Annotated in this window: 25 protein-coding genes; 18 read left to right on the forward strand and 7 right to left on the reverse strand. The window is 69.9% G+C overall.

The features are described 5' to 3' along the window. A partial coding sequence (locus AX721_RS21920; protein WP_369807992.1) for a TonB-dependent receptor occupies positions 1–1,898 on the forward strand: 1,898 nt, incomplete at its 5' end. A 33-nt stretch (positions 1,899–1,931) separates the two neighbouring features. Then, positions 1,932–2,354, forward strand: coding sequence for a hypothetical protein (locus tag AX721_RS21925; protein WP_068878099.1), 423 nt, complete (start codon positions 1,932–1,934; stop codon positions 2,352–2,354). Positions 2,355–2,405: 51 nt separating this feature from the next. On the opposite strand, the gene AX721_RS21930 is transcribed toward AX721_RS21925, so the two are convergent. From AX721_RS21930 to AX721_RS21940, 3 genes are all read right to left on the reverse strand, one after another. After that, positions 2,406–3,221: an arylamine N-acetyltransferase gene (locus AX721_RS21930; protein WP_068878100.1), complete on the reverse strand. Its 816-nt coding sequence runs from the start codon at positions 3,219–3,221 to the stop codon at positions 2,406–2,408. A 56-nt stretch (positions 3,222–3,277) separates the two neighbouring features. Continuing rightward, positions 3,278–4,489: an LLM class flavin-dependent oxidoreductase gene (locus tag AX721_RS21935; protein ID WP_068878101.1), complete on the reverse strand. Its 1,212-nt coding sequence runs from the start codon at positions 4,487–4,489 to the stop codon at positions 3,278–3,280. Between the two features lie 87 nt (positions 4,490–4,576). Further along, positions 4,577–5,587: a DNA topoisomerase IB gene (locus AX721_RS21940; RefSeq protein WP_068878102.1), complete on the reverse strand. Its 1,011-nt coding sequence runs from the start codon at positions 5,585–5,587 to the stop codon at positions 4,577–4,579. A 71-nt stretch (positions 5,588–5,658) separates the two neighbouring features. Between AX721_RS21940 and AX721_RS21945 the strand changes: the two genes are divergently transcribed. From AX721_RS21945 to AX721_RS21970, 6 genes are all read left to right on the forward strand, one after another. Then, entirely contained in the window at positions 5,659–6,486 is an 828-nt protein-coding gene (locus AX721_RS21945) for a 23S rRNA (adenine(2030)-N(6))-methyltransferase RlmJ (RefSeq protein ID WP_068878103.1), read from the forward strand. 70 nt (positions 6,487–6,556) lie between these two features. Beyond that, positions 6,557–7,081 carry a hypothetical protein gene (locus AX721_RS21950; RefSeq protein ID WP_068878104.1) on the forward strand — a complete coding sequence of 175 codons (525 nt, stop codon included), beginning with the start codon at positions 6,557–6,559 and terminating at the stop codon, positions 7,079–7,081. Between the two features lie 37 nt (positions 7,082–7,118). After that, a complete protein-coding gene (locus AX721_RS21955; protein ID WP_068878105.1) occupies positions 7,119–7,682 on the forward strand; it encodes a sugar transferase in 564 nt (187 codons plus the stop codon). 187 nt (positions 7,683–7,869) lie between these two features. Beyond that, positions 7,870–9,834, forward strand: coding sequence for an AsmA family protein (locus tag AX721_RS21960; RefSeq protein ID WP_255373689.1), 1,965 nt, complete (start codon positions 7,870–7,872; stop codon positions 9,832–9,834). A 58-nt stretch (positions 9,835–9,892) separates the two neighbouring features. Next, complete coding sequence (locus AX721_RS21965; RefSeq protein WP_197422674.1) at positions 9,893–10,387, forward strand: cytochrome c; 495 nt, start codon at positions 9,893–9,895, stop codon at positions 10,385–10,387. Positions 10,388–10,389: 2 nt separating this feature from the next. After that, entirely contained in the window at positions 10,390–11,061 is a 672-nt protein-coding gene (locus AX721_RS21970; RefSeq protein ID WP_068878107.1) for a cytochrome b/b6 domain-containing protein, read from the forward strand. A gap of 39 nt (positions 11,062–11,100) precedes the next feature. On the opposite strand, the gene AX721_RS21975 is transcribed toward AX721_RS21970, so the two are convergent. Then, positions 11,101–11,433 (reverse strand): hypothetical protein, encoded by a 333-nt coding sequence (locus AX721_RS21975; RefSeq protein WP_068878108.1) that lies wholly within the window; start codon positions 11,431–11,433, stop codon positions 11,101–11,103. Positions 11,434–11,605: 172 nt separating this feature from the next. Between AX721_RS21975 and AX721_RS21980 the strand changes: the two genes are divergently transcribed. The 4 genes from AX721_RS21980 to AX721_RS21995 all read left to right on the forward strand — a co-directional run bounded on the left by AX721_RS21980 (position 11,606) and on the right by AX721_RS21995 (position 14,591). Then, positions 11,606–12,361 carry a hypothetical protein gene (locus tag AX721_RS21980; protein ID WP_068878109.1) on the forward strand — a complete coding sequence of 252 codons (756 nt, stop codon included), beginning with the start codon at positions 11,606–11,608 and terminating at the stop codon, positions 12,359–12,361. 53 nt (positions 12,362–12,414) lie between these two features. Continuing rightward, positions 12,415–13,557 (forward strand): L-lactate dehydrogenase, encoded by a 1,143-nt coding sequence (locus AX721_RS21985; RefSeq protein WP_068878110.1) that lies wholly within the window; start codon positions 12,415–12,417, stop codon positions 13,555–13,557. A 110-nt stretch (positions 13,558–13,667) separates the two neighbouring features. Then, on the forward strand, positions 13,668–13,847 hold the full coding sequence (locus AX721_RS21990) for a hypothetical protein (RefSeq protein ID WP_068878111.1): 180 nt from the start codon (positions 13,668–13,670) through the stop codon (positions 13,845–13,847). Positions 13,848–13,922: 75 nt separating this feature from the next. Then, a complete protein-coding gene (locus tag AX721_RS21995; RefSeq protein WP_197422675.1) occupies positions 13,923–14,591 on the forward strand; it encodes a phosphatase PAP2 family protein in 669 nt (222 codons plus the stop codon). On the opposite strand, the gene AX721_RS22000 is transcribed toward AX721_RS21995, so the two are convergent. Further along, a complete protein-coding gene (locus AX721_RS22000) occupies positions 14,588–15,868 on the reverse strand; it encodes an amidase (protein WP_068878113.1) in 1,281 nt (426 codons plus the stop codon). The genes AX721_RS21995 and AX721_RS22000 overlap by 4 nt on opposite strands. Before the next feature lie 46 nt (positions 15,869–15,914). On the opposite strand from AX721_RS22000, the gene AX721_RS22005 reads away from it, so the two are divergent. Beyond that, complete coding sequence (locus AX721_RS22005; RefSeq protein WP_068878114.1) at positions 15,915–17,330, forward strand: AMP-binding protein; 1,416 nt, start codon at positions 15,915–15,917, stop codon at positions 17,328–17,330. A 45-nt stretch (positions 17,331–17,375) separates the two neighbouring features. Then, entirely contained in the window at positions 17,376–18,146 is a 771-nt protein-coding gene (locus tag AX721_RS22010) for an SDR family NAD(P)-dependent oxidoreductase (RefSeq protein WP_068878115.1), read from the forward strand. Here AX721_RS22010 and AX721_RS22015 read toward each other — a convergent pair. Further along, complete coding sequence (locus AX721_RS22015; RefSeq protein ID WP_068878116.1) at positions 18,143–18,544, reverse strand: hypothetical protein; 402 nt, start codon at positions 18,542–18,544, stop codon at positions 18,143–18,145. The genes AX721_RS22010 and AX721_RS22015 overlap by 4 nt on opposite strands. Positions 18,545–18,701: 157 nt before the next feature. Here AX721_RS22015 and AX721_RS22020 point away from each other — a divergent pair, with 157 nt between their 5' ends. The 4 genes from AX721_RS22020 to AX721_RS22035 all read left to right on the forward strand — a co-directional run bounded on the left by AX721_RS22020 (position 18,702) and on the right by AX721_RS22035 (position 25,009). Further along, positions 18,702–19,520, forward strand: coding sequence for an acyl-CoA thioesterase II (locus AX721_RS22020; protein ID WP_068878117.1), 819 nt, complete (start codon positions 18,702–18,704; stop codon positions 19,518–19,520). A gap of 97 nt (positions 19,521–19,617) precedes the next feature. Beyond that, a complete protein-coding gene (locus tag AX721_RS22025) occupies positions 19,618–21,720 on the forward strand; it encodes a M13 family metallopeptidase (protein ID WP_068878118.1) in 2,103 nt (700 codons plus the stop codon). A gap of 4 nt (positions 21,721–21,724) precedes the next feature. Beyond that, complete coding sequence (locus tag AX721_RS22030; protein ID WP_068878119.1) at positions 21,725–22,537, forward strand: RNA methyltransferase; 813 nt, start codon at positions 21,725–21,727, stop codon at positions 22,535–22,537. Positions 22,538–22,603: 66 nt separating this feature from the next. Then, positions 22,604–25,009 (forward strand): ATP-binding protein, encoded by a 2,406-nt coding sequence (locus AX721_RS22035; protein ID WP_068878120.1) that lies wholly within the window; start codon positions 22,604–22,606, stop codon positions 25,007–25,009. Here the strand turns inward: AX721_RS22035 and AX721_RS22040 are convergent. Continuing rightward, positions 25,006–25,980 carry a glycosyltransferase family 2 protein gene (locus tag AX721_RS22040; protein WP_068878121.1) on the reverse strand — a complete coding sequence of 325 codons (975 nt, stop codon included), beginning with the start codon at positions 25,978–25,980 and terminating at the stop codon, positions 25,006–25,008. The genes AX721_RS22035 and AX721_RS22040 overlap by 4 nt on opposite strands. Between the last annotated feature and the right edge of the window lie 107 nt (positions 25,981–26,087).

Consider the following 26,087-nt stretch of genomic DNA (forward strand, 5'->3'; position numbering starts at 1 on the left):
CGCCGGAGGCCCTGCGGGGCGAGCCGCGCCTGGACGAGGCGCTGAAGAGCGCCCCGGGCGTGTCGCTCTTCCGTCGCACCGGCTCGGGCGCGGCCAACCCGACGACCCAGGGCCTGTCGCTGCGGGCCATTGCGCCCTCCGGCGCCGGCCGCGCGCTGGTGACGCTGGACGGCGCGCCGCAGAACGATCCGTTCGGCGGCTGGGTGATCTGGAGCGGCCTGCCGTCCGAGGGGATCGAGAGCGCCACCGTCGTGCGGGGCGCCGGCGCGGGCCCCTATGGCGCCGGAGCGCTGACCGGCGTGGTGGCCCTCGAGGAGCGGGCGACGCCACAGGGCCTGGCGATGTTCGACGTTTCCGGCGGCGAGCGCGGCAGCTACCGCGCCGCGGTGGTCGCGGGCGGCCCGGGCGTGCTGGTGACGGCCGCCGGGTCCAGGACGGACGGGTACTACGCGGTGCGCGGCGCGCGGCGCGGAGCCGCCGACACGCGTCTTCGGCTCGACGACGCCTCAGTGGCGGTGCGGCTGCAGCGCGAACTGGGGGACGTGCAGGCGGCGGCGCGCGTCTCGGCCTTCCAGGTGAACCAGGAAGCGGGCCTGCGAGGCGCGCGCTCGAACAGCACCGGACTGTCGGCGGCGCTCACCCTGGCGCAGCCGGCTGCAGAGGGCGTCGGCGGGTGGCGGCTGCAAGGCTGGGTTCGCAAGAGCGACCTGGAGAACAGTTCGGTGGCGGTTGCGGCGGGCCGGGTCGCCACGACGCCGGCCAACGACCAGTACAGCACCCCCGCCACCGGCTATGGCCTGAACGCCGCCTGGCAGGGCCGGCGGGGGCCGCTCAACTGGGAGGTGGGCGCCGACGTGCGCCTGGCCGACGGGACCGAGCACGAGCGGTTCCGCTTCATGAACGGGGCCTTCACGCGCGACCGCGAGGCGGGCGGCAAGACCCTGGTGGCCGGCGCCTACGTCGAGGCGGCCCTCGACGAGGGGCCATGGCTGCTCACCGGCGGCCTGCGGCTGGACCGTTCGCGCGCCTACGACGCCGTCCGCATCGAGCGCGACACGGCCACGGGCGCCGTTACGCTCGATCAGGCCTCGCCGAATCGTTCGGACACTACGCCCACCGGCCGCGTGGGCCTGCGCTATGCGTTCAGCGACGACCTCTACCTGCGGGCCGCGGCCTATGCTGGGTTCCGCGCGCCGACCCTGAATGAGCTGCACCGGCCGTTCCGGGTGGGCAACGACATCACCGAGGCCAACCCCACCCTGAAGCCGGAGACGCTGCGGGGGATCGAGGCGGGCCTTGGCGGGACCGCCGCGTCGGTCCGCTGGTCCGCAGGCGCGTTCTACAACCTGCTCAAGGACCCGATCGCCAACGTGACCGTCGGCGTGGGACCGGGGACGTTCCCTGTCGCCGGCTTCGTCCCCGCCGGCGGAACCTTGCGCCAGCGGCGCAACGCCGGCGAGATCGAGGCCTGGGGGCTGGAAGGCGAGGCCTCGGGCGACATCGGCGCGGCCCTCGGCTGGCGCGCTGCTGCGGCCTACACCGACGCGGAGGTGGACGGCGGGACGGCCACGCCGCAACTCACGGGGCTGCGCCCGGCCCAGACGCCGAAGTGGACGGTCACCGGCGGGCTGCGTTTCCAGCCGCTGGACGCCCTGACCCTGAGCGGCGACGTTCGCTACGAAAGCGCGCGGTGGGAAGACGACCTGAACAGCCGTCGGCTCTCTGCCGGTGTGCAGGTGGACGCGCGGGCGGCCTGGCGCGTCGCCGAGCACGCCGAGATCTACCTCGCGGCCGAGAACCTCTTCGACGCGACCATCGAGGTGGGCGAGACGGCGGATGGGGTCGAGAGCTATTCCGCGCCCCAGACCTTCCGGATCGGCTTCACCTACCGCCGTTAGCGGCGCTACCGTGCCCCGAAAGGGGAGGGTGGCATGAAACCGGCGGATTTTGGCAAGGCGGTGCTGGCCGCGCTGGCCGTCCTGGCGCTGAACCTGCTGGCGACGACAGCGATCATCTTCGCGTGGGCCATGCTGGTCGAGCCGCGGCGGGACCAAGCCTACTACAACCAGCTCGCGCCGCAGATCGGCGCCGTTTCGGGCCCGGTGGGCGGCGTGCTGCTCATGTTCGTTGCGGCCTGGGTGCTGGGTCGGCGACGCCCGGCGCGGGACGCGGTGGCGTTCGCCGCCACCATGTGGGTGGCCTACGCGGCGCTCGACCTGCTCAGCGGCCTGCCGATGGTTCCGCTGGCCGAACTGCTGACCGTCCGTTTCGCCCTGTCGCTGCTTGCCGCAGGTGTCGCCGCCCTCCTTGGCGGCGTGCTCGCGCGTCGGCGCAACACAGCTCCATCCCTTTGATTTGAGCGCAATCTCTTCGCCGAACCGGGTTCCGCTTCGGTGGATTGCGCTCTAGGCCGGCTGGGGCGCGAACAGTTCGTCGTGCCGCGCGAGGATGCGCGGCCAGGCCTCGGCCGCTTCAGGCAGGTCCAGGTCGAACTCGCGCTTCAGCAGCGCGATGAAGTCATCCGCGGTGTCGAGGAGCAGGTCCGTCTTCCACGTAGGCGTGATCCGCCGGAACACGCGGCCGCGAAGCATGCGAATTTCACCTTCCGTATGCCGCTGGGCGATGGCGGTCATCACGAAGACCGAGGCCGGCGAGGTCTGGAGCTCGTGGCACTTGGCCGCCAGCAGGGCCGGGTCGGCCGGGTCCAGGGTGAAGTCGAAGTTGGGCGCGCCGCCGTTGGCGTGGTTCTGCAGACGCCACCAGCCAGCCCCGATCTGCTCCAGCCGGAAGTCGTAGCCGTCGCAGGCGAAGGCGCCTTCGCGCAGTGGATAAGGCTCGCGCGGCCCGTCGCCGAAGCCCACGTCGGCGATCCAGGGCTCGCCATCCAGTTCGACAAGCAAAACCAGATGGTTGCCGATCGCCTCGTCGCCGCGCAGCTCGCGCATCACCCCGCCCGCCAGCTGCGTGACTTTGAACCCGATGGCCTCAAGAACGGCGCCCAATACCCCGTTCATCTCGTAGCACCAGCCGCCGCGGCCCTGCCGCACGATCTTGTCGAAGGCCGCGGCCGGACAGGTCGTGAGCGGCCGGCCGAGCTGGACGTCCAGGTTCTCGTAACTGACGGCCAACGCGTGAGCGCGGTGCAGGGCGCGCAAGGTCGCCAGGTCCGGGCGGGCGAATCCCTTGAATCCGATGCGGTCGAAATAGGCCTGAAGGTCCATGGACCAGCGTTAGCGGACCGGTGAAAGCTTCACCAGTCCGCTTCCGGGGTGGACAATCAGTCCGCTTTCGGCGGCGCTGCGGCCCCGACCAGAGCGGCGAGTTCGGGGCGGATGTCGGCGGCGCCCTTCTCGGCGATGTGCTGGGCGATGCGCGCGCCCATGGCGGCCATGGTCTGGCCCGTGAACTCGGCCTTGTTTCCGCCGACCCAGGCGATGGAGGCTTCCCGGTTGTCGTTGAGCTGCTGGAACCGCGGCGCGACATAGCGGGCGAAGAGCTCGTAGCTGCGCTTCTTGGCCTCCCAGGGCGCCCAGTTGTGGTCCATCAGCAGGAAGGCGCCGAAGCCGCCGCTCTGGTCCACCAGCTGCTGGATCCGGGCGGCCGCGTCATCCGGCGTGCCGATGATGGCCGTGCCGCTCTCCACCAGCGCCTTGACCGGATCGGGCCCCTCGGGAACCACCGGCAGGTTGGCGATCTCGCGGAAGTAGTAGATCCACTTGTCCAGGCCGAACCGGCACTCTTCCATGGCCTGCTCGCGGGTTGGGGCGATGTGCATGGGCCCAACGAGGCGCCAGGCGGACCGGTCCATGGTCTTGCCGTGGTCGCCGGCCATCTCGGTGGCGATGTGCCAGTTGGAGGCCAGGGCGTTGAAGGCCGCCGTGCCGGTGGCGCCCAGCGACAGCAGGCCCAACCCGTGCCGGCCCGCCGCGCGGGCGCCCGTGGGCGAGACCTGGCTGGCTACGGCGATCTCGACCGAGGGCCGCGAGTAGGGCGTCATCTGCAGGCGCGCCTGCCAGAGTTCGAACCAGTCGGACTTGTGGGTGACCTCCTCGCCCCGCAGCAGGCGGACGATCACCTCCAGCGCCTCGTCCATGCGGTCGCGCTGCGCTTCCGGCGGGATGCCCATCATGCGGGCGTCCGAGATCAGGGCGCCTGGCCCGACCCCGAACATTGTCCGGCCGCGGGTCATATGGTCCAGCTGGTTGATCCGGTCAGCCAGCATCAGCGGATGATGATAGGGCAGGGACGAAACGCCCGTACCTAGCCGGATGTGCTTCGTTCGCTCGGCGGCGAAGGCGATGAAGATCTCGGGGCTGGCGATCAGTTCGTAGCCGGCGGAGTGGTGCTCGCCGAACCAGGCTTCCTCGAAGCCGAGCGCGTCCATGTGCTGGACCAGTTCCAGGTCGCGTTCGAGGGCGAGGGTCGGGTTCTCCTCCACCGGGTGGAAGGGCGCGATGAAGGCGCCGAAGCGCAGGCGCGGGGCGAGCATGGGAATCCTCCGACAGCGCGGTTCGCCCGCGCCTTATCGGCGATCACCATAGCCGCGGTTACTAGACGCGGCGAGACTGCCGCCACGTCAGCGGGCCGCCTCCAGGAACCGCAGTACGGCAAGCTCGAACGCGCGCTCCTCCTTGCCGGGCTTGAGGTCGAGCTTTCCCTCGGCATAGGCGTCCAGGATGGCCGGGTGGATGTAGGCGCTGCGGGCGACCGCGGCGGTGTTCCCCAGCAGCCCGGCGACCGCCTTGACGCAGGTGTTCACGTTGCGCTTGGCCGCCGACAGGTCGGCGCACTCCGGCATGGTGAGGGCGCGGGCCGCGGCCACCGTGCCGGCCCAGGTGCGGAAGTCCTTGGCGGAGAAGTCGTCGCCCATGGCCTCGCGGATGTAGGCGTTGACGTCGGCGCTCTCGACCGCCCGGCGCTGGCCGTCCTCGTCGAGGTACTGGAACAGGCGCTGGCCCGGCAGATCCTGGCAGGCCTTCACCACGCGGGCGAGACGACGGTCGTTGAAGCCGGTCTGGTGGACCTTGCCGCTCTTGCCCTTGAACTCGAACACCGCGCGTGTCGCTCCGACCTTGGCGTGGCGGTCGCGAAGCGTCGTCAGGCCGAAGCTCTTGTTGGTCTTGGCGTATTCCTCATTGCCCACCCGGATAAGGGTCATCTCCATCACGCGGATCACGGCGGCGAGCACCTTCTCGCGGGGCAGACCACGGCGGGCGAGGTCCTCCTCCACCCGCTTGCGCAGGCGGGGCAACGCCCGGCCGAAGGCGAGCAGGCGGCCGTACTTGCCTGCGCCGCGCTCGGCCTGCCAGCGGGGGTGATAGCGATACTGCTTGCGGCCCCGCGCATCGCGGCCGGTGGCCTGGATATGGCCGTTCGCCCGCGGACTGATCCACACATCCGTCCAGGCCGGCGGGATCGCGAGGGCGCGGATGCGGTCGAGCGTCTTCTCGTCGGTGACCGGCTTGCCGTCCGGGTCCACGTAGTTGAAGCCGGTTCCGCGCGCGGCCCTGCGGCGCAGGCCGGGGTCCTGGTCGGTGACGTAGGTCAGTCCCGCGGGGACCGGCGTCTCGTTCATGTCCCTTGGCATCCCAGCCCTCCACCGGAGCTGCGGCAACGTGGTATGGCCACGCCGGTTCCTCCCTCAACCTCCGGATCGCCTTGAACTATCGCCACGCCTTCCACGCCGGGAACTTCGCGGACCTGGTGAAGCATGCCGGCCTGCTGCGCCTGCTGGCCGACCTCACGGCCAAGGGCCCGCCGCTGACCGTGATCGACACCCATGCGGGTCGCGGGCTCTACGACCTGGCGGGCGGCGAGGCCAAGAAGTCGGGGGAGGCCGAAGCCGGGATCGTGCGCCTGATGGCGGCGACGGACGCGCCGCCCGAGTTTGCGCCGCTCATCCGGGCGGTGCAGGGCCTAAATCCCGACGGCGGCGTGCGGCGCTACCCGGGCTCGCCGTGGCTGATCGCCGAGGCCCTGCGCCCGGCCGATCGCTACGTCGCCTGCGAGCTGCGGCCCGACGAGCACGACGCCCTGCGCGTGACGCTGCGCGGACGCCAAAACGTCCGCACGCTGAACCAGGACGGCTACGTGGCGGCGGTGGCGGAATGTCCCCGGGATGGGCGGGTCCTGGTGCTGGTCGATCCGCCGTTCGAGAAGCCCGACGACTACCGCCGGATCGTGGAGACCCTGGCCGCGCTTCGGCGGAAGAACCCCGGCGCCCAGGCACTGGTCTGGCTGCCGATCAAGGACCTGGAGACCCTCGACAGCTTCCTGCGCGACCTGGAGGACGAGGTCGACGCCCCGATGCTGGTGGCGGAGACGCGGATGCGGCCACTCAGCGACCCGATGAAGATGAACGGCTGCGCCCTGGTGGCGATGGGCGGCCCCGACCTGACCGCGCCGCTTGCCGTCATCTGCGGCTGGACCGCGCAAGTCTTGGGCACCGGCGGGGGCGCCCGGGTCTACCGCCTTTCGCCACAATAATTTCGCAACTGCGAAGCCAGCGTAGGTGTTATGTTGCGACGCACAATTCCGTGCCGCAAGGAATTCTTCCATGGCGTCCTTCGACCTTCCCGAAATCCCGCAACCCCGCGTGAGCCCGGCGCTTCTGGTCGGCGTGGCCTCGCCGCTCTGGAGCTACTTCGGGGCCGCCGCCGCCGGCGGGCTGGCCTACTGGTGGATGACCCAATGGGCCCGACCCGTGAACCTCGAAGCGCTGATGGGCGCCGCGAAGGCATTGCCCACGCCCGAGCCGCTGTTCGAACCGGCCGTCGAGGTGGTCGAAGCGCTGGCTGAAGCGACGGAAGAGGTCCTGGAGGACGCCGGCGAGGCGCTGCTGGAAGCCGCGCCGACGGCCGTGGGCGGCGAATCCGCGCCGATCAGTCCGCTGATGGAGACTGCTCCGGTCCCGGCCCTCGAACCGGAAACCGAGCCGGTGGCCGAACCCGCTCCGCTCGAAGCGGCCGCCGAGCCGGTGCTCGAGGCTGTCCCCGAGCCCGTGATCGAGGAGCCGGCGCCCGTCGGTGGCGAGCCGACCCCGAGGCCGCGGGGCAAGAAGGCGCCGTCCGCCGAAGCCTGACGTGGCGCGGCGGCCCGCCGGAGGCTAACAACGGCGGGTGGCGAAGCGGGCGTTCGATATCGTGGTGGCGCTGGCTGGGCTGGCCCTAGGGTGGCCCGTCCTGTTGGCGCTCGGGCTCGCGGTGCGCCTGACGAGCCCGGGGCCGGCCATCCACTGGTCGCGGCGCGTAGGGCGCCATAACCGCGAATTCGCCATGCCGAAGTTCCGCTCCATGCGGACCGACACGCCGGACGTCGCCACGCACCTGCTGGAGGACCCGGACCGCTGGGTCACGCCGTTGGGGCGCGTCCTGCGCAAGTCCAGCCTGGACGAGCTTCCGCAGCTCTGGAGCGTCCTGGTCGGCGACATGAGCCTGGTGGGCCCAAGGCCGGCGCTGTTCAACCAGCAGGACCTCATCGAACTGCGTACCGAGGCAGGGGTCGAGCGCTTGCGTCCCGGGGTGACCGGCTGGGCCCAGGTGAACGGCCGCGACGAACTGCCGATACCGGAGAAGGTGCGGCTCGACCGCGAGTACCTGGAGCGCCAGTCGTTTGGCTTCGACCTGGCGATCATCCTGGCCACCGCGCGGGCGGCCCTGACGGCGCGTGGCGTAAGTCACTAGATTTTCGGCGAAACGGACCGGTGCGCGGCGCGTTGAAGCGCCCGTGAGCCAGCAACCCGTTCCCTCCGCCCCGCCGCCCCGCGGGCGCAAGGCGCCGCCCCGGCCGGGCGCCCGCCGCCCCTTCAGGGATCGGCTCAGGTCTGCGCGGCTCAGGCCACCGAAGCTGACGCCACCGACGAAGAAAGCCCTGGGGTGGACGGGTGGGATCCTGGCGGTCGTGGCCGTCGCGATCGCGATCCTGATCCTCATATGGGACTGGAACTGGTTCCGCGGGCCGCTCGAGCGCATCGCCTCGGCGCGGATGCATCGCGAGGTGACCATCGCCGGGGACCTGAACGTCAACCTGTGGTCCTGGCGGCCCAGCGCCACCGTCGACGGCATCTCCATCGCCAATCCCGCCTGGGCGGGGCAGGGGAAGATGGGCACGATCGACCGGCTGCGGGTCCGTGTGCGGCTGGTTCCGTTGCTATGGGGCAAGGCCGATATCCGGGTCCTGGCGGTGGAGCGGCCCAACTTCAGCCTGCTGGCCGACGCAAGGGGCCGCAAAAACTGGGACTTCTCGGACGGGCGGGTGAAGGCGCCCATGAACCTGCCGCCGATCCAGCGGTTCATCATCCGGGACGGCCAGCTCAAGTACCTCGACGCCCAGCGCGACGTCCGCTTCCAGGGCACGATCAACGCCCGCGAACGGCTCGGCGCCGACAATCGCGGGTTCGAACTGACCGGCCGCGGCACGATCAACGGCGCTCCCTTCCGCGCCGAGGTGGTCGGCGGGCCACTGCTGAACATCGAGCGCGACAAGCCGTATCCCTTCGACATCGACCTGCGGGCGGGCCAGACCTACGTCACCGCCCGCGGCGCGGTGCCCAAGCCGTTCGACATGGGCCGCTTCCACATGAACGCCACGGCCCGCGGGCCCGACATGGCCCAGCTGTTCCCGCTGACCGGCGTGGCCCTGCCCAACACGCCGCCCTACAGCCTGCGCGGCCGGCTCTCGCGCGACGGGCTCCTGTGGAAGATCGACAACCTTGGCGGTCGGGTCGGCGACAGCGATCTGTCCGGCGACGTGTCGGTGGATACCGGCCGCGATCGCCCGTTCCTCAAGGCCGACCTCAGCTCGCAGAGCCTGGATTGGGACGACCTGGGCGCGCTCTTCGGCGCGGCGCCGAAGGTGGGCCCCGGCGAGACGGTCTCGCCCGAGCAGGCCGCCATCGCACGCACGATGAAGGCCCAGCAGCGCCTGCTCCCCGACGCCCCCCTCGACGTCAGCCGCATCCGGGCGATGGACGCCGATGTCAGCTACCGCGCGGCGTCCATCCGCGACGCGCCGGTGAAGCTGAACGCCGGCTCGGTGCGGGTGCGCCTTGAGGACGGGCTGCTGCGGGCCCAGCCGCTGAAGCTGGACCTGCCGCGCGGCCAGGTCAGCGGGCACGTCAACCTGGATGCCCGCAAGGCCACGCCGGTCACCGACCTCGACCTGCGGCTCACCAACTCGCGTATCGAGACTCTGATCCCGGTCCAGTTCCAGGGAGCGCCCGCCCTGACCGGATCGCTGGTCGGCCGCGCCAGGCTGACGGGCGAAGGGAACAGCGTCCACAAGGCGTTCGCCAGCGCCGACGGAGAGGTGATGGTCGTGGCGCCCGGCGGCGAGATCCGCAAGGCCTTCGCCGAGCTGATGGGCGTCAACGTGGTCAAGGGGCTGGGCTTGCTGAACAAGCGGGACACCACGCCGATACGCTGTGGCGTGGCCCACTTCGAGACGCGCGACGGGGTGATGCGGGCCAACAACATCGTGTTCGACACCGGGCCGGTGCTGGTGACCGGCAAGGGCTCGGTGAACCTGGCGACCGAGCGGATGGACCTGCGCCTGCGCGGCCAGGACAAGAAGTTCCGCCTGGTGCGCGTGCTGCTGCCCGTCACGGCCAAGGGGCCGCTAATGGCGCCCAAGCTGGGCGTGGAGCCCGGGGCGGCGCTGGCCCAGGGCGGGGCCGCGGCGACGCTGGGGTCATTGTTGTCGCCTCTGGCCGCTATTCTGCCCTTCATCGATCCCGGCCTGGCGAAGGACGCCAACTGCGCAGCCTTGCTGGGAGAAGCGCAGGCGGACGGCGCGCCGGTCAAGTCCGCGCCGAAGTCGTTGACGGCCAAGCGTTGAGGCCCTCAATCTCGACCGCATCAATAGGCCAAGAAGGAAGAGCGGCATGGTGTGGGCGGTGAGCAAAGGGTGGGCGCTGGCCCTCGCGGTCGGCGTCGGCGCGGCTGTGGCGGCGGGCGGGGCCGTCGCCCACGACGACAAGCTGCCGGCCAACGCCAGTCCGGCCACCAAGGCTGCCTATGCGCGCCATGAGAACTTCCGGAAGATGGGCGCGAACTTCAAGGCGCTCAACGACGAGCTCCGGAAGGGCGACCCGAACAAGGCGGTGGTGGCCTCCAACGCCAGGGCGTTGTCCGGCCTGGCCAACCAGCTTCCGACGTGGTTCCCGCGGGGCAGCGGGGTGGAAGCCAGGCCGATGAGCGAGGCCAAGCCCGAGGTCTGGCGCGACGCCGCCGGGTTCACCGCCGCATCCTCCAACCTGCAGACCCAGACCACCAAGCTGAACCAGCTTGCGGCGGCCGGCGACATCGACGGCGTGAAGGCGCAGGTCCGCGCCACCGGCGGCGCCTGCAAGGCCTGTCACGACAAGTACCGCCAAGAGAAGAAGGACTAGCCGTGGCCGAGCCTTCGGGCGGCGTCCGAGCCAGGCTGTGGGACGGTCCCGTGCGGATCGTCCACTGGCTGCTGGTCGTCCTGATCGCGTTCTCCTGGTGGGCCTCCGAGGACCACATGAACTGGCACCGATGGAGCGGCTACGCGATCATCGGCTTGGTGGTGTTCCGCATCTACTGGGGTTTCGCCGGTGGCGGGGCGGCCAGGTTCTCCAGCTTCGTGAAGGGGCCCAGGGCGGTGGCGGCTTATGCGGCGACCGTGGGGCGGCGTGAGGCGACGGCGACGCCGGGGCATAACCCGCTCGGCGCGCTCAGCGTCCTCGCCATCCTCGCCGTCCTGCTGGTGCAGGTGGGCACGGGCCTGTTCGCGGTGGACATCGATGCGTTCGAAGGCGGGCCGCTGTCGGACCGGGTCAGCTTCGATCTCGGGCGGCAGATCGCCGAATGGCACGAGCTCAGCTTCCGGGTGCTCCAGGCGCTCGTCGCCCTGCACGTCGCCGCGGTGCTGTTCTATTGGATCTGGAAGCGGACCAACCTGGTCGTCGCCATGGTGACCGGCAAACGGACGCTGCCCAGCGATCCCGGCCTGGCCCGCGCTCCGGCGTGGCGGCTGGCGGTGGGCGTCGTCCTGGCGGCCGTCGTCGCCTGGGCGCTCTCGAAGGGCTTCAGGTTCTAGCTTGGGCGGATGGCCGGTCGGGGCCGGCCATCCCTCGAATCAGCTACGGCCGGCCGCGTCGCGCAGGCAGTTGAGCCACGCATCCTCGCGCAGCTTCTCGGCCTCGCGGAGTTTGGTTTCGGCCTCACGGACCGCGGCGTCGTGTTTGCGCCATTCCAGGACCGCGCCCTCGCGGGCCTCCCGGGCCGCTTCCAGCGAACCGAAACGGGCCAGGACGGCGCGGGTGGAGTAGTTCACCGGCGGCCCCACCGTCTCGCGATCGGGATAGAAGCCGGTGATCGAGTCGGCGGTCTCGCTGTCGATGTGGAACACGTCGGCCCAGCCCGCGTGATGGCGCATCAGGGCCCAGGGTCGTTCGATCCGGTCGCTCACCGATAGTCTCCGTCGAAGGTGTCCGATTCCGCCGGGGCGGTTGTCACATGCCCTTTAGCGCGACCCTTGGCCCCGTCCAACGCCGGGATGAGGTTTTTGGCTTCCCTTGCGTCGCGTCAGCGTGGGAAATCCGGCGGATTGATTTGATCCTTTGAACGTGTGGGCTTCGACTTTGAGCAAGATCACGATCGGCCGCCAATTCTGCGGCCCGCCGAACTCCGGCAACGGCGGCTACGTATGCGGGGTGCTCTCCAAGGGACTGGATGGTCCGGTGACCGCGGTCCTGCGCGCGCCGATACCCCTGGATGCCGAGCTGAGTCTGGAAGCGCGCGGCGGCGCCAATGTCCTGCTGGGCGAGGCCGACGCGGTCATCGGCCAGGGCGGGCCGGCGACGCAGGCGCTGCCCGAGCCCCCGCCGGCTCCGAGCCTGGAGGCGGCCCGTGCGGCGGCAGAGCGCCATACCGGCCTGACCAACCGCGTCCATCCGATCTGCTTCACCTGCGGCACGGCGCGGGAGGAGGGCGATGGCCTGCGTGTGCTGCCCGGCCAGCTCGAGGGCGCGGAGGCGGGCGTCGTCGCCTGCACCTGGACGCCGCATCGCAACTTCGCCGCCGCTGACGGGACGGTGGGGGCGGAGGTGGTGTGGGCCGCGCTCGACTGCCCGGGCTATTTCGCCTGGGTCGAGAAGGAGGGTCGCCATGGCGCCCTCCTGGGCACCATGACCGGCGAGGTGGTCGCACCCGTCAAGGCGGGCGAAGAGTACGTCGTGCTTGCCTGGCCGATCCAGAAGGACGGCCGCAAGGAGATCGCCGGCACCGCCCTGTTCGATCGCGAGGGGCGGCTGATGGCGCGCTCGCACCAGGTGTGGATCGTGCTGGGTCCCCGGCCCGCGACCGCGGTCCCGGCCACGGAGACGACAGGCGCCTGACCCTTGCACGCCGCGCCCGTGGGTTCCACAACCGCTCCGCGGGGAGGGTCCATATGAAGGCGGCTTCGGTCTCGGACTATCGGGAGCTGGCGCGGCGTCGGCTGCCGCACATCTTCTTCGAGTACATCGACGGCGGCTCCTACGCCGAGGAGACCCTGCGGCGGAACGTGGCCGACCTGGAGGTGATCGCGCTGCGCCAGCTGGTGATGCGCGACACCACCAAGCTCGACATGACGGTCCAGACCCTGGGCCAGACCCTGAAGATGCCTGTCGGCCTGTCGCCGGTCGGCATGGCGGGCATGTATGCCCGGCGCGGCGAGACCCGGGCGGCGCGGGCGGCGGCGGCGGCCGGCGTGCCGTTCTGCCTCTCGACCGTGAGCGTCTGTTCCATCGAGGAGGTGGCCGCCACCGGCGTACCGCCATGGTTCCAGCTCTACATGCTGAAGGACCGGGGCTACATGCGCGAGCTCCTGCAGCGGGCCAAGGCCGCGGGCTCGCCGGTGCTGGTGTTCACGGTGGACCTGCCGACGCCGGGTTCGCGCTACCGGGACATCCGCTCCGGCTTCTCGGGCGCCGGACCTTTGCGGGCCGCCCTGACCCAGGCCTGGGACGGGATCACCCACCCCGCCTGGACCTGGGACGTCTTCGTCCATGGGCGCCCCCACACCTTGGGCTCCGTGCAGGGCGCGGTGACCGAGGGTCGGCGGGTGACGGACTTCCTCGCCTGGATCGCCAGGAACTTCGATCGCTCCGTCACCTGGAAGGACATGGATTGGGTGCGGGAGACCTGGGACGGCCCGATCGTGGTCAAGGGCGTGCTGGATCCCGAGGATGCTCGTGACGCGGTGCGGGCCGGCGCCCAGGGCCTGGTGGTCTCCAACCATGGCGGCCGTCAGCTCGATGGGGTCAAGTCCTCGATCTCGGCCCTGCCCCGTATCGCTCAGGCGGTGGGCGGGGACCTGGAAGTCTATATGGACGGCGGCGTCCGTTCCGGCCTGGATGTGCTCAAGGCCCTGGCTCTGGGCGCCAAGGCCTGTTTCGTCGGCCGGCCGTGGGCCTGGGCGCTGGGGGCAGGCGGGCAGCCCGCCGTCGAGAAGATGCTGGATGTCCTCAGGGCCGAGCTGGCGGTGGCCATGATCCTCACCGGCTGCACCGATGTGCGAAAGGCGGGCAGGAGCTTGCTCGACGAAGGTTAGATCGCCTTCCACGCGAGCGCTATTCGCCGTCACGCGAATTCTATTGTGCAGTGCGAAACCCTTTGCCTACCTTGCGAGTTCTGGACCCGCTTGGGTTTCGGAGGACGGGTATGCGTGACGAAAGACTTCTCGCCTATTCCCTCAGTCACGACACGGACGTGTGGCGGTGGTCCGTCTATGACGAGGATGGCGTGACGGTCGCCGATGGGGCGCACGACACGCAGGCGGCCGCTCAGGCCGCGGTGGAATACACCCTGCGCTCCGCCGGCAGCGACGTCCTGACCGTGTGACCGTTGCCCCGACGGGGCGGGGCCTCTAGCCTGTCGGGAATGTTGAGGCTGACGCCCGCGCACCTGTGGCGTTTCGTGAAACGTTTCGAGGCGCGCGTTCTCATTGGGCTTGCGCTTGCCGCCGGCGCCCTGTGGACGTTCCTGAATCTCGCCGAAGAAATGGCCGAGGGCGAGATCGACGCGGTCGACCGGCGGCTGATCCTGATGCTGCGCAATCCGGCCGACCCCAGCGACCCGATCGGCTCACCCAACGTGGAGGAAGCGGTCCGCGACGTCACCGCGCTGGGCGGCACCACTCTGGTGGTCGTCATCACGCTCGTGTCGGTCCTGGCCTTCCTGTTCCACAACAAGCGCGTCCACGCGCTCGTCATGGCCGGCGCCGTGCTGGCGGCGTGGGCGTCGAGCGACCTCAGCAAGATGCTGTACGGGCGGCCCCGGCCCGACCTGGTGCCGCATGAGGCCTACGTCTATTCGGCGAGCTTCCCGAGCGGCCACTCGACCATGTCGACCGCCGCCTTCCTGACGCTGGCCATGCTGATCGCGAGCCTGGAGCCGCGGCGGCGGAGCAAGGCGCTGGCCTATGTGCTGGCCGCGCTGGTCGTCGTGGGCGTCGGCTTCAGCCGGGTCTATCTGGGCGTTCATTGGCCCAGCGACGTGCTGGGCGGATGGTGTCTGGGCGCGCTGTGGGCCCTGGTCGGCTGGATCGTGCTTCGGGCCCTGCGCGCCCCGACGCGGGGCGCCTAGGAGCCGAAGCCCGCGAGGTCGGGCCTGCGGCCGTTCCAGCCCGAAACCCTTTCGAACGCGGCGCCGAGCGCCACAACGGACGCCTCGTCGCGCGGCCGCCCCAGGATCTGTAGGCCCACGGGCAGCCCGGCGTCGGTCAGGCCGCAGGGCGCGCTGATCGCCGGCAGGTCCAGGTAGTTCGCCGCCCGGGTAAGGCGGCTGAGCGGCGAGACCGTCTCGTCCACCGCCTCGATCGGCGGCGCCGGGATCGGGCAGGTGGGGCAGGCCAGGGCGTCGTAGTCCGCCAGCCAGGCGTGGAATTCCTGCTGATCGGCTTCCCGGCGCAGATGGGCCTCGGCGAGGCGTTCGTCCGAGATCTCGCGCCCAGCCTCGAACCGGCGGACGATCCAGGGATCCATGACCTCGCCGTAGGCCTCGATCCGGTCCTTCCAAATGCGCCAGCCTTCGCCGGCCATCAGCATGCCGTTGGGCGTGAACGAGTGGTCCAGGGTCTGGGGCGGGGCGACCATCTCCACGCCGAGGCCGGCGCCGCGCAGGCGGTCCAGCGCCTCCAGGTAGAGCCGGGCGACTTCGGGATGGACCTCGCCCAGCGCCTCCAGCGGGATGGCGGCCAGGCGGTACCCGCGGACGTCCGTGTCCAGCGCCGCCTCAGCGTCGAGCGGTCCGCGCACGGCCGCCTCTCCGTCCGGGCCTGAGATGACCGCGAGAGCCCTCGCCGCGGTCGCTACGTCACGCGCCAGCACCCCCACCGTATCGAGGGCGGGGCTAAGCGGATGAACACCCTTCAGGCTGACCAGCCCCCGCCCGGGCTTCAGGCCCACGACCCCGCAGGTCGCCGCCGGGATGCGCACCGAGCCCCCGGTGTCGCTGCCCAGCGCCGCGTCGCAGAGACCGGCCGCGACGGCCACGGCCGAACCGGAGGAGGAGCCGCCGGGCGCGCGATGCACCTTGGAGTCCCAGGGATTCCACGGCGCGCCGACCGCCCGGTTGGTGCCCCAGCCGCCGTAGGCCAGCTCCACCGTGTGGGTCTTGCCTACCGCCACATAGCCCGCCTGAAGCAGCCGCTCGACAACCGCGGCGTGGTGCGCGGGGCTGGGATCGAGCGGTACGCGCGCGCCGCCGCCGGTCGGCACGTCGGCGACGTCGAACAGGTCCTTGATGGCGATGACGGGACCCGTGGCCGCTTCGCCCGTCAGCGGCGGATCGAACACCTGCACGAAGGCTTTCAGGCGGCCGTCGTAGCGGCGGATGCGGGCGAGCGCCTCGTCGGGAGTCATGTGCAGGACTATCGCAAGCGCGGTTCCGGCGCGCTAGGAGGCTACCATGCCGCAAGCCTCCCCAAACCTCTACGACCTGCTGGCCACGCGCTTCCCCGCGGATCGTTCAAGGCCTTGCTTCCTCCTGAGCGACGGCGGCGCGATCAGCTACGGCGCGCTGGAAGCGGGCGCGGCGCGGGTGGCGGGGCGGCTGGTCGCGGAGGGCGTCCAGCCCGGCGACCGCGTGGCCCTGCAGGCGGAGAAGAGCGCCGAAGTCATCATGATCTACCTGGGCGTGCTCAAGGCCGGGGCCGTCTTCCTGCCGCTCAACAGCGCCTATACGCCGAGCGAGGTCGATTACTTCCTGCAGGACGCCGAGCCGAAGGTGTTCGTCACCGACCCGCCGGCCTGGGTCGCGGAGGCCGCCGTGTTTGCGCCGCTGGAGGACAGCGTGCCCCGCGCCGCCGACGACCTGGCCTCGCTCATCTACACCTCGGGCACCACAGGGCGGTCCAAGGGCGCGATGCTGAGCCATGGGAACCTGGCCGAGAACGCCCTGGCGCTGCATGCCGCCTGGGGCTTCACGGCCGATGATGTCCTGCTGCACGCCCTGCCGATCTTCCACGTCCACGGACTGTTCGTGGCGCTGCACAGCGCCCTGCTCAGCGGCTGCCCGATGGTCTGGCTGCCCAAGTTCGCCGATGCGGAGGTTCTGGCCGGCCTCGACCGCGCCACGGTGATGATGGGCGTGCCGACGTTCTACACCCGCCTCCTGGCCAACCCCGCCTTCACGGGGGCGAAGGCCGAAGGGGTGCGGCTGTTCGTTTCGGGCTCGGCGCCGCTCTTGCCCTCGACGTTCGCGGAGTTCGAGGCGCGGACCGGCCAGCGCATCCTGGAGCGCTACGGGATGAGCGAGGCGGTGATCATCACCACCAACCCGCTGCACGGCGAGCGGATCGCAGGTTCGGTGGGCTATCCGCTGCCCGGTGTGGAGCTGCGCATCGGAGGGGGCGAAGAGACCGGCGTCATCCAGATCCGGGGCCCCAGCGTCTTCTCGGGCTATTGGCGGATGCCGGAGAAGACCGCCGAGGAATTCACGGCCGACGGCTTCTTCATCACCGGCGATGTAGGCCGCCGCGATCCCGACGGCCGGGTCTGGATCTCGGGCCGGGCCAAGGACCTGATCATCTCGGGCGGCTACAACGTCTATCCCAAGGAGGTGGAGCTGGTGCTGGACGAACTGCCCGGCGTCGTCGAGAGCGCCGTCATCGGCGTGCCGCACCGGGATTTCGGCGAGGGCGTAGTGGCGGTGGTGATGGGCGAGGGCGACGAGGCGGCGATGATCGCCGAGGCTCGCGGGCAGCTCGCGGCCTACAAGACGCCCAAGCGGATCGTCTTCGTCAGCGAACTGCCCCGCAACGCCATGGGCAAGGTCCAGAAGAACCTGCTGCGCGAGCGATACCAGCACCTGTTCGAGGGCTGAGAGTTCGGGCAGGGTCCCGGCCGCAATCCAGGGAAGGGAAACGGCATGGACCTGCAGCTCAAGGGGAAGACCGTGGTGGTGACTGGCGCGACGCGCGGCATCGGGCGGGCGATCGCCGAGTGTTTCGCCGACGAGGGCGCCAACGTCGCCATCTGCGCCCGCAAGGCGGACCAGGTCGCCGAGACGGTGGGGGCGCTGGAGGCCAAGGGCGTGAAGGCTTTCGGCCAGGTGGTCGACATCGCCGACGGCCCGGCCCTCAAGGCGTTCGTCGGCGCGGCCGCCGAAGCGCTGGGCGGGATCGACGTGCTGGTCTCCAACGCCAGCGCCCTGGTCAACGGCAACGGCGAGGACACCTGGAAGGCGATGTTCGACGTCGACATCCTGGGCGCGGTCCGCACCTTCGAGGCGGCTCGCCCTCACTTGGAAAAGGCCGCCGCGGCGAGCGGCGACGCCTGCTTCCTGATCACCTCGTCGATCTCGGCGGCGGAGGCAAGCCGGCCGGACGCCTACGGGGCGATGAAGGCGGCGCTCATCCATTTCGCCAAGGGCGTGGCGCGGGAAGAGGCGCCGAAGAAGGTGCGCTGCAACGTGGTCTCGCCGGGCACGGTGTTCTTCGAAGGCGGCGTCTGGGGCCAGGTCAAAGCCGGGATGCCGGACTTCTTTGAACAGATGATCAAGCGCAATCCCACCGGCCGCATGGCGACGCCCGAGGAGATCGCGGCGGCGACGGTGTTCCTTGCCAGTCCCCGGTCGGCGTTCACCACCGGCATCAACATGGTCGTGGACGGCGCGATCTCTAGTCGCGCGAACTTCTAGGCGGCCTCGGTGGCCCGGCGTCCGCCGGGCCGAACGTCGCCCTGCTGGACCTGTCGCAGCCGCGCCACATAGATCGGCCCGGCGGCCATCGCCACGCCCAGCACGTCGGCGGTGACCTTGATGGGGGAGATCATCTCGCCAGCCACGCAGGGCGCCAGCTCGGCCAGCAGCACCACCCACGCCGCTACTAGCGGGATGTCGCCGCGGCGGATGTAGGGCATCAGGGCGTAGGCGGCGGCCGTGCCGACGTAGAACAGCAGCAGCCGAGCCAGGAACGGCTCCGTCAGCGGGCTGAGCGAGAGCGCGAGCATGACGGCGCCCATGGCGGCGCCGACCGGCGCGTAGAGGGCGCGGGGAAGGGCCGACCGGGCCGGCAGCGAGAGGGGCCGTTCGAACATATTGGCCCACAGGGTAAACGGCGCCCGTCACCTCACGCTTAATCTTCTTGGTTAGGAGGATGTGAGTGATTTCGCGCCATGCGTGTGCGATCTACCTGTGCACGCAGCGAGGCTGCGGGCCTTGCATCGGTTACGGCGACGCGCTTTCAGAGGAGCGATGGACAAGCTCTTCTTCGACCTGCGGCCCACGCACAATCCGCATCGCTGGTACCTGCCTGTGGACCCGTCGATCTGCGTCGGGCCGCCGGGCAGCCTGTTCATGTTCGGCGGCGTCGGCATGGCTTCCGCGGTGGCCGCGCTGGAGCGGACGACGGGGCGCCCGCTGATCTGGGCGACGGCGCAGTACCTGGGCTTCGCCCGCCCCGGCAGCGTGGTCGACATCGACGTCTGGGCCCCGGTCCAGGGCAAGTACAACACCCAGGCCAACACCAAGGGGCACGTGGACGACAAGGAGATCATCTCGGTCAGCGCCGCCCTCGGCAGCCGCCCGAGCGACATCTCCGGACAGTGGTCCGAGGCCCCGGCCGTGCCGCCGCCGGAGGACTGCGAGCCCAGCAACCACTGGCGGGCGGCCACCGAGGGCCTGCACAGCCGGATGGAAGTGCGGATCGCCAAGGGCCGCTCGGGCGTGGAACGGATCGGCAATCCGGAGCCCGACGGGCGGACCTTGCTCTGGGCCCGGCCGCGGGAAGGCTTCGCCATCGACGCCAGCATGCTGGCGGTCATGGCCGACTTCGTACCCCAGGGCGTGGGCAATGCGCTGGGCAAGAACGCCGGCGGCAACAGCCTGGACAACACCCTACGGATCCGGCGGATCGTGCCCACGGACTGGGTGCTGTGCGACATCCGGATCAGCGGCGTCTACGGCGGCTTCGGCCACGGCGCCATGCACCTCTATGCCCAGGACGGCGAGCTGATGGCCACGGCCAGCCAATCGCTCATCGTCCGGGTGCGGGACAGCGCCGAAGACCGCTGACCATGACAAACCTGTAACCCGCAACGGACGTTGCGCCGGGGTATGCAGGCGCAAACAGAGCGTGGCGCTGGCCCGCGCTTCAGGGAGCTTCACCCGTATGATCGTCCGCTTGTCCTGGTTCGCCGCAGCGTCGGCCGCGGTACTTCTGTCGGCGAGCGCCACCGCCGTCTGGGCGCAGTCCAGGCCCGCGCCGGCCCCGGCGGCGGCCGCGAAGGCCCAGGTCGGGAGTTTCGGCTTCGATGTCTCGGGCATGGATACATCGGTCGCGGCCGGCGACGATTTCTTCCGCTACGCCGTCGGCAAATGGGTGGACCGCACCGAGATTCCGGCCGACCGCTCCAGCCTGACCAGCTTTGCCGTGATCAGCGAGACGGCGGCGACGCGGACGCGCGCAATCATCGAAGACTCGGCCCGGGCCCGGGCGCCTGAGGGTTCGGACGCGCGCAAGATCGGCGACTACTTCGCCAGCTTCATGGACGAGGCCCGGATCGAGGCCCTGGGCGCTGCGCCGCTGAAGCCCGAACTGGACGCCATCGCCGCCATCCGCACCCGCGCGGACCTTTCGCGCATCCTGGGCGCCAGCGTCCGCGCCGACACCGACGCCCTGAACGCGACCAACTTCTACACGGATCGGCCCTTCGGCGTCTGGATCGCCGAGGACCTGGACGACACCTCGATCTACCGACCCTATCTCATGCAGGGCGGCCTAGGCATGCCGGACCGCGAGTACTACCTCGCCGACACGCCCCGCTTCGTCGAGCTGCGGGGCAAGTACGTGGCCCATATCGCCGCGATGCTCAAACTGGCCGGCTATTCCGACGTCGAGGCCAGGGCCCAGCGGGTGATGGCCCTGGAGACCGCCATCGCCAGGATCCACGTCCCCGTGGATCAGAGCGCCGATGTGGCCAGGTCCAACACTGTCTGGACCCGCGCGGAACTGCCCGCCAAGGCGCCGGGGATCGACTGGGATGCGTTCCTGGGCGCGGCCGGCATGGCGGATCAGTCGCGCTTCGGCGCCTGGCAGGCCAGCGCCATTTCCGGGATGGCGAAGCTGGCTGGCGCCGAGCCGATCCAGGCCTGGCAGGACTACCTGGCCTTCCACGCGGTCGAACGTGGCGCGCCCTACCTCTCCAAGGCCTTCGTGGACGAGCATTTCGCCTTCAATGGCCAGGCGCTGTCGGGCGCGCCCCAGCAGCGGGAACGGTGGAAGCGCGGCGTGGACTTCACCTCCAACGCCCTGGGCGAGGCCGTCGGCAAGCTCTACGTCGAGCGCCATTTCTCGCCACAGGCCAAGGCCCAGGCGCAGGAGATGGCCGCGAACGTGCTCAAGGCCTTCGGCCAGCGGATCGATGCTCTGGACTGGATGACGCCCAAGACCAAGGCGCGCGCCAAGGCCAAGCTGGCGAACTTCCGCGTCTATGTGGGCTATCCCGATCGCTGGCGGGACTATTCCGGCCTGTCGATCATCCCCGGCGACGCCTACGGCAACTGGAGTCGCGGGGTGCTGTTCGAGTACCGGCGCAACCTGGTCAAGCTGGGCAAACCGGTCGACCGGACCGAGTGGTTCATGACGCCCCAGACGGTGAACGCGCTGTTCGCGCCCAGCCAGAACTCGATCATCTTCCCCGCGGCGATCCTTGAGCCCACGTTCTTCGACCCCAACGCGGACGCCGCGGTGAACTACGGCGCCATCGGCGGGGTCATGGGCCATGAAGTCAGTCACGGATTCGACGACACGGGCGCCCTGTTCGACGAGGACGGGAACCTCAAGAACTGGTGGGAGCCGGAGGACATGGCCCGCTTCAAGGCCGAGACCCGCAAGCTGGCCGACCAGTACAGCGCCTACGAGCCGTTGCCCGGCGTGCACATGAACGGCGAACAGGTGCTGGGCGAAAACATCGCCGACGTGGCGGGCCTCGCGGCGGCGTACGACGCCTATCGGCTCTCGCTCAAGGGCGCCGCGCCGCAGACGATCGACGGTTTCTCGGCCGACCAGCGGTTCTTCCTCGGCTGGGCGCAGAACTACCGCGCCAAGTTCCGCGAGCCGACCCTGCGGCGGATGGTGGTCACGGGCGTGCACTCGCCGGGCCCGTGGCGGGCGCTGACCGTGCGCAACCTTGACGCCTGGTATCCGGCCTTCGACGTGAAGCCGGGCCAGACGCTGTACCTGGCGCCGGGCGAGCGCGTGAAGGTCTGGTAGCGGCTTGCCGACCATCGTCCGCATCCGCGACGCGGGCGATCCGCGGCTGGAGGCCTATCGCGCGGTCCGCGAGCGTGACCTCGCCGGTCGGGATGGCCTGTTCGTCGCCGAGGGGCGGGTCGTGCTGGAAAAGGCGGTGGCCGCCATGCCGGAGGCCATCGCCTCCGTCCTGGTGACCGAGGCTCGGCTGGAAAGCCTGGCGGAGGTTCTTGCGGGGCTGCCAGCGGGCACGCCGGTCTATGCGGCGGGGCAGGGGGCCATGGACGAGGTAGTGGGCTTTCCCATCCACCGCGGCATCCTGGCCGTGGGCCGCCGGCCGGCTCGCGACCCCGCTACGCTGCTGGCAGGCATGCCGCCGGAGGCGCTGGTCGTGGGTCTGGTCGGCATCGCCAATCACGACAACATGGGCGGAATTTTTCGCAACGCGGCGGCATTCGGCGCGGCTGCGGTCCTGCTGGACGACACCTGCTGCGACCCGCTCTACCGCAAGGCGATCCGGGTCAGCGTGGGCGCAGCCCTGACCATACCCTTCGCGCGCGCCGGCAATGCGACGGCCCTGATGGCCGGCCTTGGCTGCGCCGGGTTTCAGACCCTCGCCCTGTCCCCTCGAGGCGCGGTCGAACTGGCCGATCTGCGCCGTGGGCCGAAGGTCGCCGTCCTGTTCGGAGCCGAAGGTCCCGGCCTGCCGGACGCCGTGCTCGCGGAGGCGCAGGGAGTTCGGATCGTGATGGCCGGCGGGTTCGATTCCCTGAACGTCGCAACTACCAGTGGCATCGTGCTGCATCACCTGGCCGCGCAACGGAATAGGCTCGCTTAAAGAGGCGCTTAACGGAAACCATCGATACTTCAGCCGGATCGTCGGGAGGACGGTCGGGGGGAGTGAATGGGCCGCGAGCCGGGGCGAAACGCAGCGACGACGCCGATCGATCTGGAGGATTCCAGGGCGGTGTTCGACCGTGCCACACGGCTCGCGCGGTCGCTGTTCGGGAACGTCGACAGCCAGATCACCCTGAAGCTGGAGACCGGCTTCTGGCGCAGCCGCAGCAAGGAGACGGTCCCCGACGCTGCGTCGGTCCGCGAGGTCATGCAGCGGGGCGAGGTCGTCTGGTCCGGAGACTGCGCGGTGGATCCGCGGTTTTGCGACGATCCGGCCGTCGCCGGGCCGCCGCACGTCCGCTTCTACGCGGGCGCGCCCATCAAGCTGGCCGACGGATCGACGCCTGGCGCGCTGTCGGTGATCGGCCTGGAGCCCCGGCCCTATGACGCCTCGTTGGCGCGCCGGCTGCAGGACCTGGCCGACTTCGTGGCCGACGAGTGGGCGCGGGTCAGCGCCCGGCGCGGCCAGGCCGGCGCCGAGCGGACGATGTCCGCCGTGGTGAGGGCCATGCCCGTGGCGGTGGTGCTTACGGATCGGGAAGCGCGGGTGCAGTACGCCAGTCCCGCCTGGATGAAGGCCCGCGGCCTCGAAGGCGTCGAGGTGGTCGGCAAGACCCTGTTCGAGCTGCGTCCCGACATCTTCGAGGCCTGGCGCGAGGGCATCTTCTTCTGCATGGACGGCAACAGCCGTTCGATCGAGCGTGTGCCGATCCCGACGGTCGACGGCGGCCAGGGGTGGGTTAAGGTCGAGCTCGCCCCGTGGATGGACACCGAGGGGGACGTGGGCGGCCTGATCATGACCTCCTACGACATCACCCACATCGTCGAGGCGCTGGAGCGGACCGAGCGGTCGGAGCAGCGCCTGAAGGTGGCGCTGGAGAGCGCTGAACTGCACGTCTACGAGATGGACTACGTGCGCCGCGAGCTCTTCAAGGCAGGTGCGGAAGACACGTTTTTCGAGCAGCCGAAGACCTACGACGATCTCTTTACCGACATCTGGGCATCCATCGATCCCAGGGACAAGCCGGCCGTGATCGAGGCCTGGGCGCGCCACCAGGCGGACGGCGCGCCGTATCGCCCCGAGTACCGTGTGGCGCGGGCCGATGGGAAAGAGATCTGGGTCGCCGGCACCGCCCGGCTCGTCACGAACGATGAAGGCAAGCCGATCCGCCTGGTCGGCGCGCTGCGCAACGTCACCAGCCAGAAGGCCGACGAGCGGGCCCTGGTGCGGGCCAAGGAGGAGGCGGAAGCGGCCAATCGCGCCAAGAGCGCGTTCCTGGCCACGATGAGCCATGAGATCCGCACGCCGCTCAACGGCGTGCTTGGCATGGCGCAGGCCATGGCCAACGACGACACGCTCTCCCCCGTCCAGCGCGAGCGGATCGAAGTGATCCGCCAGTCCGGCGAGAGCCTGCTGACGATCCTCAACGACGTGCTCGACCTTTCGAAGATCGAGGCGGGCAAGCTGGACCTGGAGAGCGCGCGGTTCGACGTCGACGAGGTGGCGAAGACGGTCCACGCCACCTTCCAGGCCATCGCCGAGACCAAGGGGTTGGACTTCGAGTTCTGCGTCGATAAGGCGGCGAAGGGGATCTACGAGGGCGACCAGGTTCGCGTGCGCCAGATCCTCTGGAACCTCGTCTCCAACGCCCTGAAGTTCACCGAGAAAGGTGGCGTGAAGGTCAGGATCGGCCGCCGGGATGAAGCCCTGTCGCTGACGGTGTTCGACTCGGGCATCGGGATGACCGCCTTCCAGCTGACCGGCCTCTTCCGCAAGTTCGCCCAGGCCGACGCGTCCACCACCCGCAAGTACGGCGGCACGGGCCTGGGCCTGGCCATCTGCCGCGAACTGGCCGAGGCCATGGGCGGCACGGTCAGCGCCACCAGCGCGCCCGGGATGGGCTCGACCTTCACTGCTGTACTGCCCCTGAAGAAGGTCGCCGACGCTGCGGCCAGGTCGAGGAAGCCGCCGAAGGCCAGGGCCCGCCGGGCGACGCCCGCCGAGGACAGGCCGGTGCGCGTGCTCGCCGCTGAGGACAACACCATGAACCAGCTGGTTTTGAAGACCCTGCTGGCGCAGATCGGGATCGAGCCCGAGATCGTCCCGGATGGCCGCGCCGCCCTGGAGGCCTGGGAGCGCGAAGCTTGGGACGTGATCCTGATGGACGTTCAGATGCCCGTCATGGACGGACCCACCGCGACCGGACTGATCCGCACGCGCGAGCGGTCGGACGGCCGGACCCGCACGCCCATCGTGGCCCTCACGGCCAACGCCATGCCCGACCAGATCGCGGAATACCTGCAGTCGGGGATGGACGCCTTCGTCGCCAAGCCCATCGAAGCCCAGCGCCTCTACGAAGCCCTCCAGACCGCCATCAACGGCGGCCGCACCGGTGAAACCGCGGCGGCCTAGCGAAGAGCGCGGTAGCCTGCGGCGAGTTCGCGAATGATGGCTGGGCAGTCTCCGAAACGCCTGAAGGTGTAATCCAGAGTGGCGCGGAAATCCGCGCGACGGATCATTCTCCACCCGGCCGAGCTTGGCCGCCGGTCGAAGATGAACCTGGGAACCTGCACCAGCGAGCGCAGCACCTGGTGCAGGTAGATCATTGCGAACTGGTGAGGCGCGCAGTTCTTCTCGCCAAACAGCGCGCGGTTCCTCCGCATGAAGTAGATTTGCAAGGGCCCGTTCGGGTCCCCAATGGACGCGCCGCCTTTATGTTGGACCACCGCGTTCTTGAGGACGATCGACGGAAAGCCGAGCCGCCGCGCCCGATAGCACCAGTCCGTCTCCTCGTAGTTCAGGAAGAACCGATCGTCGAACGGCCCCACGGCGGTGAAGACATCGCGATGGGCGAAGAGGCTGGCGCCCATGATGAAGTCGCTCTCGATCCGTTCGCCGGCGCTGGCGAACAACGACTCCGACGCGGGAAATTTCCGGGGCAGGCCGGTCATGCGCGACGCGCGCGCGCCCCAGAATTGAAGCGTGTCGCCGCTTTCGTATCTGATGACGCTGCCCAGAACGGCCCTGTCGTTCAGTTCCCGGGCGCCCGTGATCAGACTTTGCAGGGTCTGCGGTGTTACGAAGGCGTCGTTGTTCAGTAGATAGACGTAGTCTGCGCCCAGCTGTTGGGCCCGCACGATCCCGACGTTGCAGGCCCCCGCAAAGCCGAGATTCTCAGGGCTTTCGATCAGGACCGACCGAGATCCTAGCTCTCGAAGCTTGCCCACAGACTCATCGGATGACGCGTTGTCGACGACGATGAAGACCCAGTTGCCGTGGTTTGAGAGCTGCAGCCGCTCATAGGAAACGAGCGTGTCGCGCCAGCCATTCCAGTTGACGACCACGACGCCGACGAGGGGGGCGTCGCGAACTTCGGCACTCATGTCGCTTGGTCCGGCACTAACGTCCCAACTTCAGGCGCTTCGCGGGTTCAGATGACCCAACTAGGGAGGTGAAGCGCGCCTGTGTCGGATATCGCAGCCGCGAAAAT

It is taken from the genome of Phenylobacterium sp. CCH9-H3, from assembly GCF_001557235.1.
GTDB lineage: Bacteria > Pseudomonadota > Alphaproteobacteria > Caulobacterales > Caulobacteraceae > Phenylobacterium.